The 15,272-nt window shown below is 35.8% G+C and carries 19 protein-coding genes; 14 read left to right on the forward strand and 5 right to left on the reverse strand.

What is annotated here, in order from left to right; all coding sequences use genetic code 11:
* Nucleotides 1-10 precede the first annotated feature (10 nt).
* Entirely contained in the window at nucleotides 11-244 is a 234-nt protein-coding gene (locus tag ILA26_RS04670; RefSeq protein ID WP_292894632.1) for a PRC-barrel domain-containing protein, read from the forward strand.
* Nucleotides 241-768 (forward strand): orotate phosphoribosyltransferase, encoded by a 528-nt coding sequence (gene pyrE / locus ILA26_RS04675; protein ID WP_292894635.1) that lies wholly within the window; start codon nucleotides 241-243, stop codon nucleotides 766-768. The genes ILA26_RS04670 and pyrE overlap by 4 nt, the downstream gene beginning before the upstream one ends.
* A gap of 32 nt (nucleotides 769-800) precedes the next feature.
* Here pyrE and ILA26_RS04680 read toward each other — a convergent pair whose 3' ends face one another.
* Genes ILA26_RS04680 through ILA26_RS04695 form a run of 4 tightly spaced genes read right to left on the reverse strand, consistent with a single transcriptional unit; the run spans nucleotide 801 to nucleotide 3,226 of the window.
* On the reverse strand, nucleotides 801-1,307 hold the full coding sequence (locus ILA26_RS04680) for a molybdenum cofactor biosynthesis protein B (RefSeq protein WP_292894638.1): 507 nt from the start codon (nucleotides 1,305-1,307) through the stop codon (nucleotides 801-803).
* Nucleotides 1,297-1,650: a winged helix-turn-helix domain-containing protein gene (locus tag ILA26_RS04685; RefSeq protein ID WP_292894639.1), complete on the reverse strand. Its 354-nt coding sequence runs from the start codon at nucleotides 1,648-1,650 to the stop codon at nucleotides 1,297-1,299. The genes ILA26_RS04680 and ILA26_RS04685 overlap by 11 nt, the downstream gene beginning before the upstream one ends.
* The gene (locus ILA26_RS04690) at nucleotides 1,647-2,438 is read right to left on the reverse strand and encodes a transcriptional regulator FilR1 domain-containing protein (protein WP_292894641.1); all 792 of its coding nucleotides are present in this window, start codon (nucleotides 2,436-2,438) and stop codon (nucleotides 1,647-1,649) included. The genes ILA26_RS04685 and ILA26_RS04690 overlap by 4 nt, the downstream gene beginning before the upstream one ends.
* Nucleotides 2,438-3,226, reverse strand: a complete 789-nt coding sequence (locus ILA26_RS04695) for a transcriptional regulator FilR1 domain-containing protein (RefSeq protein WP_292894644.1) — start codon at nucleotides 3,224-3,226, stop codon at nucleotides 2,438-2,440. Before ILA26_RS04695 ends, ILA26_RS04690 begins: the two co-directional genes overlap by 1 nt.
* A gap of 227 nt (nucleotides 3,227-3,453) precedes the next feature.
* Between ILA26_RS04695 and ILA26_RS04700 the strand changes: the two genes are divergently transcribed.
* Genes ILA26_RS04700 through ILA26_RS04715 form a run of 4 tightly spaced genes read left to right on the forward strand, consistent with a single transcriptional unit; the run spans nucleotide 3,454 to nucleotide 6,807 of the window.
* A complete protein-coding gene (locus ILA26_RS04700; protein WP_292894647.1) occupies nucleotides 3,454-3,960 on the forward strand; it encodes a type II toxin-antitoxin system VapC family toxin in 507 nt (168 codons plus the stop codon).
* The gene (locus ILA26_RS04705; protein WP_292894650.1) at nucleotides 3,957-5,072 is read left to right on the forward strand and encodes a DUF2117 domain-containing protein; all 1,116 of its coding nucleotides are present in this window, start codon (nucleotides 3,957-3,959) and stop codon (nucleotides 5,070-5,072) included. The genes ILA26_RS04700 and ILA26_RS04705 overlap by 4 nt, the downstream gene beginning before the upstream one ends.
* Nucleotides 5,073-5,090: 18 nt before the next feature.
* Entirely contained in the window at nucleotides 5,091-6,065 is a 975-nt protein-coding gene (locus ILA26_RS04710; protein ID WP_292894653.1) for a methanogenesis marker 2 protein, read from the forward strand.
* 10 nt (nucleotides 6,066-6,075) lie between these two features.
* The gene (locus ILA26_RS04715) at nucleotides 6,076-6,807 is read left to right on the forward strand and encodes a DUF4013 domain-containing protein (RefSeq protein ID WP_292894656.1); all 732 of its coding nucleotides are present in this window, start codon (nucleotides 6,076-6,078) and stop codon (nucleotides 6,805-6,807) included.
* Between the two features lie 15 nt (nucleotides 6,808-6,822).
* On the opposite strand, the gene ILA26_RS04720 is transcribed toward ILA26_RS04715, so the two are convergent.
* Nucleotides 6,823-7,569: a thermonuclease family protein gene (locus tag ILA26_RS04720; protein ID WP_292894659.1), complete on the reverse strand. Its 747-nt coding sequence runs from the start codon at nucleotides 7,567-7,569 to the stop codon at nucleotides 6,823-6,825.
* Nucleotides 7,570-7,695: 126 nt separating this feature from the next.
* Between ILA26_RS04720 and ILA26_RS04725 the strand changes: the two genes are divergently transcribed.
* From ILA26_RS04725 to mtnA, 8 genes are all read left to right on the forward strand, one after another.
* A complete protein-coding gene (locus ILA26_RS04725) occupies nucleotides 7,696-9,243 on the forward strand; it encodes a methanogenesis marker 3 protein (RefSeq protein ID WP_292894662.1) in 1,548 nt (515 codons plus the stop codon).
* Entirely contained in the window at nucleotides 9,215-9,685 is a 471-nt protein-coding gene (locus ILA26_RS04730; protein WP_292894665.1) for a methanogenesis marker 6 protein, read from the forward strand. The genes ILA26_RS04725 and ILA26_RS04730 overlap by 29 nt, the downstream gene beginning before the upstream one ends.
* Before the next feature lie 8 nt (nucleotides 9,686-9,693).
* Nucleotides 9,694-10,149, forward strand: a complete 456-nt coding sequence (locus tag ILA26_RS04735) for a methanogenesis marker 5 protein (protein ID WP_292894669.1) — start codon at nucleotides 9,694-9,696, stop codon at nucleotides 10,147-10,149.
* The gene (locus tag ILA26_RS04740; RefSeq protein WP_292894672.1) at nucleotides 10,149-11,390 is read left to right on the forward strand and encodes a methanogenesis marker 15 protein; all 1,242 of its coding nucleotides are present in this window, start codon (nucleotides 10,149-10,151) and stop codon (nucleotides 11,388-11,390) included. Before ILA26_RS04735 ends, ILA26_RS04740 begins: the two co-directional genes overlap by 1 nt.
* 17 nt (nucleotides 11,391-11,407) lie before the next feature.
* On the forward strand, nucleotides 11,408-11,968 hold the full coding sequence (locus ILA26_RS04745) for a methanogenesis marker 17 protein (protein ID WP_292894676.1): 561 nt from the start codon (nucleotides 11,408-11,410) through the stop codon (nucleotides 11,966-11,968).
* Nucleotides 11,969-12,036: 68 nt separating this feature from the next.
* Nucleotides 12,037-12,903 (forward strand): radical SAM protein, encoded by an 867-nt coding sequence (locus tag ILA26_RS04750; RefSeq protein ID WP_292894679.1) that lies wholly within the window; start codon nucleotides 12,037-12,039, stop codon nucleotides 12,901-12,903.
* 137 nt (nucleotides 12,904-13,040) lie between these two features.
* Nucleotides 13,041-13,961 carry a manganese-dependent inorganic pyrophosphatase gene (locus ILA26_RS04755; protein WP_292894682.1) on the forward strand — a complete coding sequence of 307 codons (921 nt, stop codon included), beginning with the start codon at nucleotides 13,041-13,043 and terminating at the stop codon, nucleotides 13,959-13,961.
* 249 nt (nucleotides 13,962-14,210) lie between these two features.
* Entirely contained in the window at nucleotides 14,211-15,140 is a 930-nt protein-coding gene (gene mtnA / locus ILA26_RS04760; RefSeq protein WP_292894685.1) for an S-methyl-5-thioribose-1-phosphate isomerase, read from the forward strand.
* The last annotated feature ends 132 nt before the right edge of the window (nucleotides 15,141-15,272 follow it).

Genomic DNA, 15,272 nt, shown 5'->3' on the forward strand with positions numbered 1-15,272 from the left:
GGTGTTTTTTATGAGAATTCGAGAAGAATTATTTGGAAAAGAAGTACTTGATGCAGAAATTCAAATTGTTGGAAAGGTTCATGATGTAATTCTTGATAAAGATTCATTAGAAATTACCGATTTAGTGATAAAAAGATCCGGATTTTCCGAACAAATCAAATCCAGTGAAGACGTTGTTCCAATGGAACTTGTAAAAGTCATTGGGGATAAGATTTTACTTAAAGGCGAAGATGATATATTATGACTTCAAAGGAATATCTGATTGATTTATTGAAAGAGAATGAAGTGTTCCTTGAAGGGGATTTCACTTTATCTTCAGGTAAAAAGAGTAATTATTACATTAACATGAAAAAGGCTATTACCGAACCTGAAATCTTATCAACAATCTCAAAATTGATTACAGAAAAAATATCTGGCGAGGACATTGACAAGGTTGCGGGCCCTGCATTGGGTGCAGTTCCAATAGCCACTGCAGTTTCACTTGAATCTAAATTGCCATTGCTGATGATTCGTAAGGAAAAGAAAGGCTACGGTACATCAAAACTCATTGAAGGCGAGCTCAACGAAAATGATAATGTGATTGTTGTTGAGGACGTTTCCACAACTGGAGGATCACTTTTAAAAGCAATCAAGGCTATTCAAGAGAATGGCGGCAATGTTGTTAGGGCTTTTGTTGTCGTTGACAGGCAAGAAGGTGCTGTTGAAGAGTTTGAAAAGGCAGGCATAAAATTAGAACCTTTAATAAGTGTCAACGAGTTTTTTGACTAAAAAAATAAAATCATGATGAAATATTTATTTCATCATTTTTTCACATGATGGACAAAATGAGGCAGTTCATCAATGATTAATCCTAAAGCTGTTTTAACAGCATTTGGGGAGCCGGGCATCGAAAATATGATTGTTTTTTTATAGACTCCTGCAGTCGCTCTTGAGAGAAGTGCTGCAGATCCTATTTCTTCAAAAGATTTTGCCCTGAAGAGTTCTCCAAAACCATCAATTTTTTTTTCAAAAAGTGCTTCAACGGTTTCAACGGTGATGTCACGTTCATCAAGACCTGTTCCACCGTTTGTTAGTATCACGTCAATTCCCTCGGAAATCATGTCATCTATCGCATCGGTTAGGTCTTTTGGTTCATCAGGAATTAATTTTCTAGATTTTAATGTGTATCTAGATTCGATTTCCTCTGCGATGTATTTTCCAGACAAATCTAATTTTTCTGATTTTCTGCTGTCGCTAAGGGTTATTAATCCGCATTCAATATCATCAGATGATTGTTGCTTGTGTAATTTGGAAGTCTCACTTTTCATTTTTTCCCTCATTTTTAATTGATTCTTTAATTAAATTATATTCGTTTATATTCTTTAATAATTTTTTGCTGGGGCGATAATAGTAATTCTGCTCAAATTTTTCCTGTGTGATGTAGTCATATTTTGAGATTAGCTGTATGTGGTAACATATCGTTTTGTAGTCTAGCTGAAGTTTTTTTGATAATTGGTTTCTGTTGTATGGTCCTTCAAGTATTGCATCTATGATTCTTGCTGTTGTTTTTCCGCCGTCTCTGCTTTTAATTAAGTATAACAGTTCTTTGTTGGTCAAATTCCAGATGTTCGTTTCAGTTTTTTTAATTTTAATCACCGCCAGTCTATTCAATAATGATTAATGAGGCCAAATGCCCACGTTAAGGCATTCTCATCCTTGGCAATTAAGATTTGGCTGTCGTCGTAATGACCGTCTTTAAAAAATAATGTTAGAGACATGAATTCTTCTGAAATTGTCAAAAATAACCTTACCTTCTGCTTGGTTATTTTTATTTTGACTTTTTCATTTTCAACAAGGGACTTTTTCAAGTCGGCATTGCTTTTCATTGAATTTAAGATTTCACGGTCAATGGTTAATTCCAGATTCTCTAATTTATTTTCATCTAGCAATTTTACTAGATGTTTCAAATGTTTCTCGGAATAGATCGGAAGAATAATCTTCAATGTTTTTGCTTTTGAAATTAATTTTAGATATGAATTGAATGCATTGGACAAATCGCTTGTAGTGGAATGTATATATTCGGCATCCTTTAGAAGGTACACGTTTTTCAAAACATCATCTGGAATATCTGACAAATCGTGATTGTTCCAAAAGGCCTTGCTTTTGTTTACGGCATACCAGTTTTCAACAAGTTTCACCATGTTTACGGTTATCAGGTATCCGTTTGAAGTCAGTTCATATTGTTTGTTGACTTTCTTGATCAGATTGTTGTTTTCCAGTTCCTTAAGTCCATGCAATATTGTTGCGGAAGGCTTTTTCAACACATTTCTCAAGTCATCCAAGTTTTTAGGTCCATCATAAATTGCCAATAGCAGTCTTGAACGCATTCCTGAAGTCAAAATGTATTTGATTCCACTAAACTCTTTGTTTATTTGTTCACGGGTTTCTGTGCTGGTCATTATATCACCTGATGTTTCACATGTTCAAATAATTTCTCAGCCCATTTGCCGGATTGCTCATCGTTTGAAACTAGGATGCGATTCTGGTCGAAGCTGCCGTCGTTTTTGAACAAGCCCAATCCTATGTTTTCATCGCAAATGCTCAAGTACAAATTCAATTCGTCTTTAAACTTGAACACTCTCAATTTTTTACTTTTGACTGCAGGCCTTCTAATGTCTCCATTGATTTTGAAAAATAATTCTTGGAAAATGCTTTGCGGAATGATCAGTTCAACAGTGCCGTTGTTCTCCAATACCCTTTCAATTAATTTGGGGTATTCCGGATGCAAATAGGGAAATACTGCCTTTACGCTTTTAGATGTGACCATCTGCTGTTTTATTGTATTGTGTGTTTTGAAAATCTCTGTTGGTGTCGCTTCAATTAGTGCACAATTCTTCAAATCGGTTATGCTTTTTACAGAGTCAATGCTTAGCTGATTCAAGTTATGATTGTCCCAAAAAGCATCGTAATCACTAACCAGGTCCATGCTGTTTTTAAAGTCCATTAGACTTTTCAGATAAACTTCTGCCATTGGAGAGATGTGGTACCTCTTGTTGATTTTTTGAATATGATTGTTTTTCTCTAATTTTCCTATATTACTTGAAACGGAACTGTAGGTAATCTTTGTTTTTTTAACGATGCCACGTACATTATTTGGTTGTTTATACAATTCACTTAAAATTTTCAATCGAATTTCCGATTTTGCAAGGAACTTGATGTCGTTATTTATATCACTTTTGAAATTCATTTAAACATCTCCTATCCATAAAGATTTCTATTAAACTCTTCATGTAATTTCGTTAATATTAATTTAACAATTAGAATTTAAATAAATTATTCCAAATCCTTACAATATTTATCCAATATTTATTCTAAGCTTTTTCCAAACTTTTCCCAAATATTTCCCAAGGTTATTCCAAATGTATTCCAACTCATTGAATAGCTTTATTAATTTATAGTTTGTAATATAATATCATGGAAATTTATTATGTTCTAGATGCATCTGCTTTTATAAATGGATTTAAACTAATTTCTAAAAACAATTTCACGGTTCCAGAAATATCATCTGAAATTAAAGATTTCAAATCCAAATTAACATTTGATATGGCTCTTGAGGAAGGCAGGTTAATCATACAAGATGTGTCTTCCGAGTATATATCAAGTGTTAATGATATTATTTCTGATTCCGGTGATATTTTAAGATTATCCATGCCTGATAAAAAATTAATATCCCTTGCATACATGTTCCATCAACAGGGTCGCAACGTAAAGGTTATCAGTGACGATTACACAATCCAGAACACCTTGAAAATCATGAACATTCCGTATTCTGGAGTTATAACAGATGGAATTAAGGGAATTTACAATTGGAAAAAGGTTTGTGAAGGATGTAAAAAGGAATATGATGAGGATTATCCTTTTGATGATTGCGAGATTTGCGGTTCAAGAATATTCAAGAAAAGAATAAAGGTGAATAAATGAATATTGGAATTGTTGTTCACGGACCTAATATAATTGACTCAGGTTATGCCTTGAAACTGATTGGCCTGCTTAAAGAATATGGTGATGTTAAGGTTAGGCTTGGCGGAACAATGGGAAGGACTGCAGTGATTGATGCAAGCCTGGAGGATGTGATTGACATCTCCCGCAAGTTGGTTCCAAGCGAGTCCCTCAAGATATTTCATGATGATGGAGCGGATGTGATTTTCCTTCTGAATTATGGTAAATCGGATGTGACTGGCCAGGTTTTCGGATATAAGGTTTACAATCATTATGTTGAAAAGATCGACGATAACAACATTCCTGTAATTCAAATTGAAAGGCCTGGCGAAGAAGACGGTAGTGTCATTTTATGGAATAATGACTTGGAATTGGGCCATGATTTGTCTGAAAGGTTGGGCTTGAATATTGTATGGCCTGAAGAGGTTTATGAAAAGCATATTAAAAATGACAATGCAGGTTTGAATCAAAGAATTGTCCATGGGGTAAGTCCTGGTGAAAATATCATGGTTAACAGTGTCGTGATTGGAAAGACTAATTCCGACCGGCTTACATTGATTGCCCGTGACAATCATATTGTCGACATTGTTGGTGGTGAGCTTAAACAGCACGGCCTTGAAAAGCTGGGCGAGGTGGATCTTGATTCAGCAATAATCAAAACAGGTCTTTTAAGGCATGCAAAGGTCACTCCTCGTGTAATATCAAATCAAAAGCCTAATGATTTTAGGGTAACTTTTCTTGACCATGCTGGAGAGGATGTTTACAGATTCAGAGATTCCAGTCTTGTCATCACTGTTGGTGACGACACCACATTGATATCTTCAGACATTCTGTATAGATTTGATATACCTGTAATTGGAATAACTGATGGGGATTTGGATAAGGTTGTGGAAGATGGATTCAAGGTTAAAAATTCCATAATCTTCGAGGTCGAAAGTGGTTTTGATGACATCATCGGTCAAAATATTAAACAGGTAATCTTTGGCGGCAAACGGGAATGTGGTGATTTTGAAGATATCGAGGATGTTAAATGCAAAATCATTGAAATAATAAATAATATTAATTGCAATTACAAAATTAATTATATAGAATAAAATTGGGAAGTGTAATCTTTGGATTTAAAAAGTCTAGTAAAGGAAATTCAAGAATTTAAGGGCGTGTCACGTAAAAGTTCAATAGACAATGTAATATCTCTTTTAAAAGAATCATACAACGTTTCCGGTGATGTTGTGATTGACATTGGTGACGACGCTTCCGCTATTGACATTGGAAATGGTCAGGTAATGCTTATTGCGGCGGACGGCATTTGGGGAGACATCATGAATGTAAACCCTTATTGGGCAGGATATTGCTCCGTGCTTGTTAATGTTAATGATATTGCTGCGATGGGAGGAAAGCCATTGGCTATGGTAAACATAATGTCAATAAGCAATGATGATATTTACGAAGATTTGTTAAATGGAATAAAAGACGGATGCTTGAAGTTCAATGTCCCTATGGTTGGAGGACACTTGCATCCTGATGGTGAGGTGGACTCATTAGGTGTGGCAATTGTCGGAATAGCTCAAAAAGATAAGATAATTACTAGTTTTGGAGCTGAAGTTGGAGATAAGGTGATTGTTGCTATCGACCTTGATGGCAAACCTCATGAAATGTTTTCCTTGAACTGGGACACTACATATGACAAAGATGCACAACTCGTTCAAGACCAGATTACTGCGGTTCAATACTTGGCCGAACATGATTACATCAAATCCGGAAAGGATATTTCAAACCCTGGAATTTTGGGAACCTTGGAAATGCTTCTGGAAACTTCTCACAAAGGAGCCACAGTCAATCTTGACGACATTCCAAAAAATGAGAACATGTCATGGGTTGATTGGCTTAGATCATATCCTGGTTCAGGTTTTGTTTTCACAGCAAGTGAAGATAAATGTGATTACATTAAGGAATATTTGGCCAAATACTCAATTGCGGCCAATGTGGTTGGTGAAGTGAATGATTCCAATTCGCTATTCTTGAATCATGACGGTGAACAGGTGGAAGTGTTCAACCAAGATAAAAATCCCGTGTTTATTTTCAGATGAGAGGTAGGATATGGATTTATCAAATATCATTTTTAATTCATTGAAATATCCGTTTAGGAATATTGCAAAATTGCCGATTATTTCTATTCTTTTTATTTTAATAACCATTACTCCAATAGGTTATCTGTTGGATAATAAGATCATAATTTTCATTGGGGTAGTTGCATTCTTTATTTTCATTTTGATTGTACCAGGATTCTTCCTGGACGTTATTAAAACAGGTTCAAGGGAATCTTCGATGTTTCCTTCTTTCAATCTGGTGAACAGCGTATATGACTCAATTAGGGTTTTGGCATTGAGAATGGTTTATATGATTGTACCTGCCTTGGTATTTTTCATAAGCCTGTCCACATTGGGTCCCGCCAGTGTAAATCTTCTATATGAATACAAGATTCTTAGCTTCCTGGCAACTTTCTGGACTTTAACCCTGGTGATTTTAGTCACCTATCTGGTGTTCGAATTCCTTCTGTTTTTTGCAAAAGCCAGGTTGGCATATCTTGATAGCTTGTCAGAGGCCTTGAAAATTAATAGGGTCATTGGCGATATCAGGAACATAGGAATATTCAATATAATTAAATGGCTGATAGCGATGGCGATCTTGATGGTTGTAATTTCATTCGTCTCATCATTCGTTCTGACAATTCCTTATGTGGGATTCCTGATTGATGTCTGTATTATTATTCCAATCATGGAAAGTATTGCGAATTATTCATTGGGATTGCTATATTCAAATATCACATAAAAAATAAAAAAGAGTTCAAGGATTGCACCGCTTACACGGGATATATCCTTGGCTTATTGCATCGTCTCTTGCAGAAAAGAACACTTTGTTTCCTTCAGCCATGTCCTTGACACTGGAACATGACGGTTCGTGGAATTTGCCGGTGTTTGCATTTCCAACATAACTTGCAGAACCTGATGAACTTGTCGATTCGCTGCTTGTCGGATGTGAACTTGATGAAGACGAGCTATGTGTGTCTGCCACATGGGTGTTGCCGTTTGCCCAGTCATATGGGTAGAATTCACTTGGAGGCATGTACATTATTTCGGCAAGCCCTTCTTTTAAAAGCATCTCATTGACATTTTTTCCATCAACAATAACGACGCCTAATGTTCTTCCGTACTTGTCATTGTGTTTCCTATTGTCGACATCAATGCCCACTTTTTTGTTTAGGCAAAGTTTTTGCACAAAGTTTTTAGATGTAATATAACCTTCAACGCCTCTTTCAGGGGTGTTCACTCCTACAAAACGAATTTTTTCACCGTTATCCAGATATATAGTATCTCCATCAACTACATTGGTGCAGACTGCGCTTTCTTCAACATGACAGTCTGTCTTGTTGTATTTGCTTAAGATATCTGAAGCTGACAGGTCATAATATTTGGAACTTGGAATGTTGTGTGAAAACCCGGTTCCTGTGTATGCGCTTGCAATTGAGATTGCACTAATCGCTATAATCAAAATAACCAATAAAGAAAATATATGTTTTTTAGTGACTTTCATAAATTTTCCTCCTCAATTATTAATGTTATAATTTTGTGTTTATATAATTTTTCAAAATCAAATAAATAATTGTTTTATATAATAAACTCATAAATATATAATATTAAAATTCTTATTGGAGATTGTATGTTAATTAAAATTAATGGAGAGGAAATAGAAGTGGCAGATGCTTCTACAATTCAGGATGTAATTGATGAAACAAATGCCCCTTATACTCCAGGAAGTATTATTTGCTTAATAAAAGGTAAAAAAGAACTGGAAAAGAATATTAGCAAGTATAAAATTAAAACAAACAAGGGTTCAATAATTATACAATTGGACGAATCCGATGAGGCAAAACCTCTTGTTGATGTGTGGAAAAATCAATACGAGGAGTTTGTTGACTTGGACATTCGCTGGTCAACTCCTACAGAAGTGGCAGTTGGTCCTATTGTAACTGATTTGGAGCCTACTTCTGATGAATACAAGTATTTTGAGGGAGATGTTGTTTTAAGTTTATCTAGTTTTAGTAATGAGTCAACTCACTTTATAATGCTTAAGGAAAACACTACTAACGTTTACAGTGTTCCGCCATACAACAAGGGTATTTTTGCCCGTGTAATTGGTGGTAAAAAAACTTTGGAAGGGTTAACTGATGACGATAAGATAACAGGCATTGAGCCGGTCATTGAAAGAAGCACAACAACTGACAGTGCTTCCGTATCAGACTTAAGCACAGTTTTGGAAGAAGGAAATGAGTTATACACTTACATTTCATTCGATATTGATGAGGACTCTCCTACTTGTGTAGAGCATCTCTTTTCAGTTATTAAAGACGGTAGAATTAAAGTTTCATATGACAGTGAGTCATTCATAGGCTTTTATGACCTTGCAGGTATAGATAAACCTAAGGAAAACACCACTCAAAGAACTCGTGGAACAATTACTGTGAGAAACGATGGTGTAGGTGTTGGAAAAGTATTCATATATCGTGAAAACAGGGTATTGACTCCAAATCATACCACTGTTGGGCACATCGTTGCGGGAATGGAAATAATTGACATCGCAAAAGAAAACGATTTCATTACCGTTCAATCTGAACAACAAAGGTTAATGTTATTAAATAAAACTCAAAAAGAGGCTACAGAACTATTGTCTGCAGCTGGCGTTGAGCACATGATTGATGGATTGATTGATGATGATGCAATTATTGTCGAGCAAATTCCTAAACATACAATTGATATCCTAAAAGAAGGTCAGGTAATTACAAAAGCAATCAAGAAAGAGGACTTATGTACAGTCAAGTTTGCAGATAATGCTCCAAGGTCTGTAAGATACTTCAAATATGTTTCTGGTCTTTTGGAAAATCCTATTGGAAAAATCAAAGTCCACTTTGCAGTGCCTGGAATGCACATTGTAATTTTTGAAGGAGATAAGAAATTGGCTAAGGGTTTAGTTCCTGAGAATAACCCGGTCGATAAGGTAATTAGAGGTCAAATTGGTATTACCAACATGGCTTCAAAAAGTGCAGGTCTAATCGGTATCAGATTTGAGGACAATTCTGAATACGGTCCTACTGCAGAATCATTTGAAGCGACAAACATTGTTGGGGATATCACTTCAGATTATGATCACATTGAACAATTAAAAGAGGGAGTTGAAGTTTATGTCACAGAATCTAACCATGAGTCCTGATTTGGGTACTGAAGATTGGGATCCTGATGTAATCACTCGTATGATTTTTATTGGGCCAGGAGCTCACGTAAGTGAACAAGAAATCGTTACTGCATTTCACATGCTGGGTTTACCACTTACTATTAAAAATACTTGTTATGGATCTATGATTAGTGGAAAAAGTGAGGATGTATACAAGGCAATTGAGGAGATTAGAAAACTAGACCCTAATCACATTTTCACAAAGGAAAGAGGATTCGCTCCAGGTGATCCTAGAAGATGCAGAGGTCACAGGTTCGGTCCTAGGGAAGGTTTCCACCAAATGGAAAAGGAATATCGTATACTTGGTTTTGTTTCAAACGCTTTAGAAAATCCTAAAGAGGTTGAAATTGAAGAGAAAAAACCAGTTGACGTTGATGAATTTAAGAAAATCATGAATGATTGTTTAGATAAAGAAGAATAGGTGAAAATATGGTTAAGGTAGCTATTTATCCTCCAAACTCATTAATTTTGGCAGATTTAATTGAAAGAAAAGGTCACACTCCTTTAGTTTTACAAAAACAAATTAGGCAAAAAATCAAAGACCCTGAGATTGATTCTCCACCAATGAACATTACCGAAGAGGACCCAATCAAAGGACTTAAATACGCAGCTATTGAAGTTCCTTCAGGTGTTCGTGGTAGGATGGCAATCATTGGGCCACTTATAGATGAAGCTGAAGCAGCAATTGTTGTTGACGGCGCACCATATGGTTTCGGTTGTATAGGTTGTGCAAGGACTAACGAATTGTCAATATTCTTGCTAAGAAACAAGGACATTCCTGTTTTGGAAGTCACTTATCCTACAAATCAGGATGAAACATATGTTATGGTAAATGATATTAATAATTTTATAGACTCACTTGAAGAAACTAAGGAGGAAGAATAATGGTTAAAATCGCATTAGTTTCATGTGGAACAGAATACAGTGGAATTCAAAAAGAGATTGAAAAGGCAGCAAACAAGTTTGGTGCTGAAATCATTCTTCCTGAAATTGATTTAGATTACATTGATGAATCTTATGAGAAATTTGGATTTTCAGCTCAAAGTTCAAGTTTAAAATTAATGATTGCAAGAGCTATGGCTATTGTTGAAGGCAGATGCAAACCTGATGCAGTGTTTATCGCAACCTGTTTTAGATGTGCTGAAGCGGCATTGGTCAGAAATGAAGTAAGAAGATTTATTCAGAACAATACTCGTATTCCAGTAGTAACCTATTCATTCACTGAAAGAACAAAAGCGGACGAATTGTTCATCCGTATGGAAGCATTGGCTACTACTGTAACTAGAAGAAGTATTCTTGCACGTGAAAAGCAAGAAGGACTTACTCTTGGTTTGGATTCAGGTTCAACCACTACAAAAGCAGTTCTTATGGAAAACAACAAGGTTATAGGAACCGGTTGGACATCCACCAAGGACATTATCGAATCTGCAAAAACAGCTGCTGCTGAAGCATTTGGCGAAACCGATTACGATTGGGATGACCTTGATGGAATTGGAACCACCGGTTACGGTAGGTTTACCATGGGTCAGGAATTCGGTGCGGAGCTCATTCAAGAAGAGTTATCTGTTAACGCAAAAGGTGCTGTATACTTGGCGGATTGTCAAAAAGGTGAAGCTACCGTATTGGATATAGGTGGTATGGACAACAAGGTTATTACCGTAAACAACGGTATTCCTGACAACTTCACCATGGGTGGTATCTGTGCAGGTGCATCAGGTAGATTCTTGGACATGACTTCTCGTAGGTTAGATGTGGACATCACTGAATTAGGTCCATTAGCTGTTCAAGGGGACTGGAGAAAAGCAATGTTGAACTCATACTGTATTGTATTCGGTATTCAGGACCTTGTTACTACACTCGCTGCTGGAGGTTCCAAAGCGGATGTTGCAGCTGCTGCATGTCATTCCGTATCTGAGCAAGTTTATGAACAACAACTTCAGGAAATTGATATCCGTGAACCTTTAATCCAAGTAGGAGGAACCAGTTTAATTTCCGGTCTTGTTGAAGCGGTTAGTGAAACATTAGGTGGAATTGAAGTTATCGTTCCGGAATACTCACAACACATTGGTGCTGTAGGTGCAGCTCTTTTAGTATCTGGAATGGGTCACAGACAAGATAATAAATAGATTTAGGGATTGATTCGATGTTAGTTGAATGCTATGATGAACGTGGTGCAGAAGTTTATGAAATTATCATTAAGCAAATCTTTCAGGATTTGGTTTTAGGCGCTTCTGTGGATGATTTAAGGGCTTATGTTAATCCGGATGATCCTGTATTTGTCTTAGCTATTAAAATGAGGAAGACTTCAAATATCGTTTTGTTTGAAGATGTTGCTAACTTGACTTATGACAAGCAAAGGGACGTAACCATGATTTTAATCGACAATGAGAACTACCTTCCAAACATCCTAAAAGAGCTATGGAAAAAGTTCTCAAGAGATGAAATCTACCAACCTAACAGATATCAGCTTGAAATCAGTGGTGATTTCACTGAATTAAAATCTGTAGTTGTTGATGATCCTCATTCTAATTTACAAAGACGTATTTATGATGCAGTCTTTAGGATATTGCCTGAAGGATTTAAAAACATTAAAGACTTATCCACTGAGGATATTGTAACTGTTGTAGCTACTGATGAGCTAATTAAGGATGAATGGATTGAAAAAGCTCACGAGTTTATCGACGAATTGAACAATGGCATGTAGAAAACTTTATATATTTGTTCGTATCAATACAAATTAACAAGAGTTATATTTTATGGAGTAGTGGTAATATGAATGAACACAACGGTTCAAGATTTGCACATATAACAAAAGCACATCCATGCTTTAATGAAAAAATGCATGATAAAGTCGGAAGAGCACATGTACCAGTTGCACCTAAATGTAATATCTTTTGTAACTTCTGTACAAGGGATATCAATAATGAGGAAGACCGGCCGGGTGTTGCTGGCTGCATAATGAAACCAGATGATGCAATTACTCACATTAATGATGTTACTGCAGACGGTCCAATTTCAGTTGTCGGAGTTGCTGGGCCGGGAGACTCACTTGCAAATGAGGAAACATTTGAATTCTTCGAAAAGTTAGCAAAAGAACAACCTGACTTAATCAAATGTATGAGTACCAATGGACTTTTACTTCCAAAATATGCTGATAAATTGGCTGAACTTGGAGTGAACTCCGTTACAGTTACAATCAATGCAATCGATCCAGATATTGCAGTCGATATCTATTCTTTCATCAAATACGAAGGAAAAGTGTACAAAGGATATGATGCTGTTGAAATCTTGATTAAAAATCAATTGGATGGTGTTGAGAAAGCTGCAGCAAACGGTTTGGTTGTTAAAGTCAATTCAGTTTTAATTCCAGGATTGAATGATGAGCATATTGTTGAAATAGCTAAGGAAGTCAAAAAACGTGGTGCAGCATTGATGAATGTCTTGCCTTTAATCCCATTGGCAAAAATGAAACATTATTCTCGTCCGGATTGTTCAATGATGGAAAGCGTCAGGGAACAAGTTGAAGAAATTATTCCAGTATTCAGGGCATGTACTCAATGTAGGGCGGATGCATACGGAATACCTGGTAAGAAAAGCGAAGACCATCATTTAGGAATGACTCCACAAAGTCATTACTAAACACTTTTTTTTATTTTCATAACTTTTTTTTATATTTCATCTATTTTTTTAGTAATATTAAATACTGATGAAAAAGATAATTTATAACTGATATTAAGTTTATTTTTATCAATTCATAATTAATAGGAGTAAATAATATGGTTAAAACTTATGTTTTTGGACATAAAAGTCCTGATAGTGATACAATTACATCCAGTATTGTAATGGCTAATTTGGAAAACGAATTGGGTAATGCTGATGCAAAAGCTTACAGATTAGGAAACATCAACAAGGAAACTGAATTCATTTTAAATTATTTGGATATGGAAGCACCGGAACTTCTGGAAGATGTTGAAGACGATGCAAATGTGATTTTAGTTGACCACAACTCTCCGGCAGAATCCGTTGACAATTTGGAAAATGCAAATATTTTAAAAGTTGTTGATCATCATAAATTAGCTTTAGAAACTTCTTATCCCTTATTCTTAAGATTTGAACCTGTCGGATGTACTGAAACAATATTATGCAAATTGTATGAAGAGAACGATGTGGAAATCACAAAAGAAATCGCTACATTAATGTTGTCCGCAATCATTTCCGACACATTGCTATTGAAATCTCCAACCACAACCGAGGACGATAAGGCTGCTGTTGAAAAACTTGCAAAAATCGCTGAAGTTGACGCTGAAGAATATGGTTTGGAAATGCTCAAGGCAGGAACTGACTTAAGCAGTTTTTCAATTGAGGAAATCTTGGCTTTAGACGCTAAGCAAATTGACTTTAAAGATGTAAAATCAATTATTAATCAAGTCAACACTGCAGACATTTCAGATGTCATGGCCATGAAGGATGATTTGGAAGCAGGCATGAACAAAATCATTGAAGATGAAGGATTGGACCTTTTCATGCTTTTAATCACTGATATCGTCAACAGCAACTCACAAGTGATTGCATTGGGTAAAGACGCATGCCTAGTCGAAAAGGCTTATGGTGTAAAACTTGAAGACAACACAGTATTGTTAGAGGGTGTTGTTTCACGTAAAAAACAAGTTGTGCCAATCATGACTGATAATGCATAATTAATTTTATTAGGTCTGACTAAAATAAAGGCATTTTCATGGTTTTTTATAAATATTTATAAATGATAATATTATAAGTAATAATTAGATGTATGTAAATACATCTCTAATCAATCCATTTTTGGATATTAAATTAGACGGGAAGCATAATTATAAACCTTTAATTGTATTTTTATACATAAAAAAATTAGAAACTAACGTTAATTATGCTTTTCAACTTTTTATACTTTTTTTAGACAAGGTGTTAAAATGAAAACACTTGAATGGGAAGATAACAAACTAAAACTTATTGATCAAAGAAAACTTCCTGATGAATTGACTTACGTTTACTGTGACAACTATCAGGATGTTATTGTTGCAATTAAAAATATGACTGTACGTGGCGCTCCGGCTATTGGAGTTTCAGCCGCTTTTGGAATGGCTCTTGCAGACATTGAAGGTGTTGACCTGGACAAGGCTGCAGAGGAAATCAAGGCAGCAAGGCCAACTGCTGTAAATCTGTTCTGGGCAGTTGACCGTGTATTGAACAGTGATGATGCATTGTCAGAAGCACTTAAAATGTATGAGGAGGATATGGCTACAAACAGGGCTATCGGAAAATTTGGTGCTGAAATAATTGATGACGGTGACACCGTTTTAACTCACTGTAATGCGGGTGCTCTTGCATGTGTGGACTATGGGACCGCTCTTGGAGTGTTCAGGGCCGCAAGGGATGCTGGTAAAAACATCAATGTAATCTGTGACGAGACACGTCCACGTGGACAGGGCGCAAGCTTAAGCGTATGGGAAATGCAGCAGGAAAACATTCCAGTTAAATTAATCCCTGATGTGGCTTCAGGATTCTTAATGTCTCAAGGAAAAATTGATAAGGTTGTCATTGGAGCAGATAGGATTGCCCGTGGAGGAGTTGTTAATAAGGTAGGTTCTTTCATGGTGGCACTGGCCGCAAAGCATCATGACATTCCGTTTTATGTTGCAGCACCATATTCAACTTTCGACAATGAGATATCCATCTATGACACAATCATTGAGGAAAGAGATGGTGATGAAGTAAGATATTACGGTGGTGCAAGAATCTGTCCTGAGGGAACAGATGTTATAAATCCTGCATTCGACATAACTCCTAAAGAATTGGTCACTGGAATTATCACCGAAAAGGGAATTATTGACCCAATCTAATTCCATTGTATTTTACATTTTAGATAAAATTATTTAAGCAATAAAAATATAAAATAAATATAACATTAATAGAATTAATTGTTATTATTACCGAGGAGATTTTATGGAGATTAAATATAATAAAGAAAAAAC

Origin of the sequence: Methanobrevibacter sp., assembly GCF_017940815.1 — an archaeon.
GTDB lineage: Archaea > Methanobacteriota > Methanobacteria > Methanobacteriales > Methanobacteriaceae > Methanocatella.

Bases quoted from the DNA above. Each gene is read 5' to 3' on its own strand.
- ILA26_RS04670 (WP_292894632.1), top strand. From the start codon at position 11: ATGAGAATTCGAGAAGAATTATTTGGAAAAGAAGTACTTGATGCAGAA.
- pyrE (WP_292894635.1), top strand. From the start codon at position 241: ATGACTTCAAAGGAATATCTGATTGATTTATTGAAAGAGAATGAAGTG.
- ILA26_RS04680 (WP_292894638.1), bottom strand. From the start codon at position 1,307: ATGAAAAGTGAGACTTCCAAATTACACAAGCAACAATCATCTGATGAT.
- ILA26_RS04690 (WP_292894641.1), bottom strand. From the start codon at position 2,438: ATGACCAGCACAGAAACCCGTGAACAAATAAACAAAGAGTTTAGTGGA.
- ILA26_RS04695 (WP_292894644.1), bottom strand. From the start codon at position 3,226: ATGAATTTCAAAAGTGATATAAATAACGACATCAAGTTCCTTGCAAAA.
- ILA26_RS04700 (WP_292894647.1), top strand. From the start codon at position 3,454: ATGGAAATTTATTATGTTCTAGATGCATCTGCTTTTATAAATGGATTT.
- ILA26_RS04705 (WP_292894650.1), top strand. From the start codon at position 3,957: ATGAATATTGGAATTGTTGTTCACGGACCTAATATAATTGACTCAGGT.
- ILA26_RS04715 (WP_292894656.1), top strand. From the start codon at position 6,076: ATGGATTTATCAAATATCATTTTTAATTCATTGAAATATCCGTTTAGG.
- ILA26_RS04720 (WP_292894659.1), bottom strand. From the start codon at position 7,569: ATGAAAGTCACTAAAAAACATATATTTTCTTTATTGGTTATTTTGATT.
- ILA26_RS04725 (WP_292894662.1), top strand. From the start codon at position 7,696: ATGTTAATTAAAATTAATGGAGAGGAAATAGAAGTGGCAGATGCTTCT.
- ILA26_RS04730 (WP_292894665.1), top strand. From the start codon at position 9,215: ATGTCACAGAATCTAACCATGAGTCCTGATTTGGGTACTGAAGATTGG.
- ILA26_RS04735 (WP_292894669.1), top strand. From the start codon at position 9,694: ATGGTTAAGGTAGCTATTTATCCTCCAAACTCATTAATTTTGGCAGAT.
- ILA26_RS04740 (WP_292894672.1), top strand. From the start codon at position 10,149: ATGGTTAAAATCGCATTAGTTTCATGTGGAACAGAATACAGTGGAATT.
- ILA26_RS04745 (WP_292894676.1), top strand. From the start codon at position 11,408: ATGTTAGTTGAATGCTATGATGAACGTGGTGCAGAAGTTTATGAAATT.
- ILA26_RS04750 (WP_292894679.1), top strand. From the start codon at position 12,037: ATGAATGAACACAACGGTTCAAGATTTGCACATATAACAAAAGCACAT.
- ILA26_RS04755 (WP_292894682.1), top strand. From the start codon at position 13,041: ATGGTTAAAACTTATGTTTTTGGACATAAAAGTCCTGATAGTGATACA.
- mtnA (WP_292894685.1), top strand. From the start codon at position 14,211: ATGAAAACACTTGAATGGGAAGATAACAAACTAAAACTTATTGATCAA.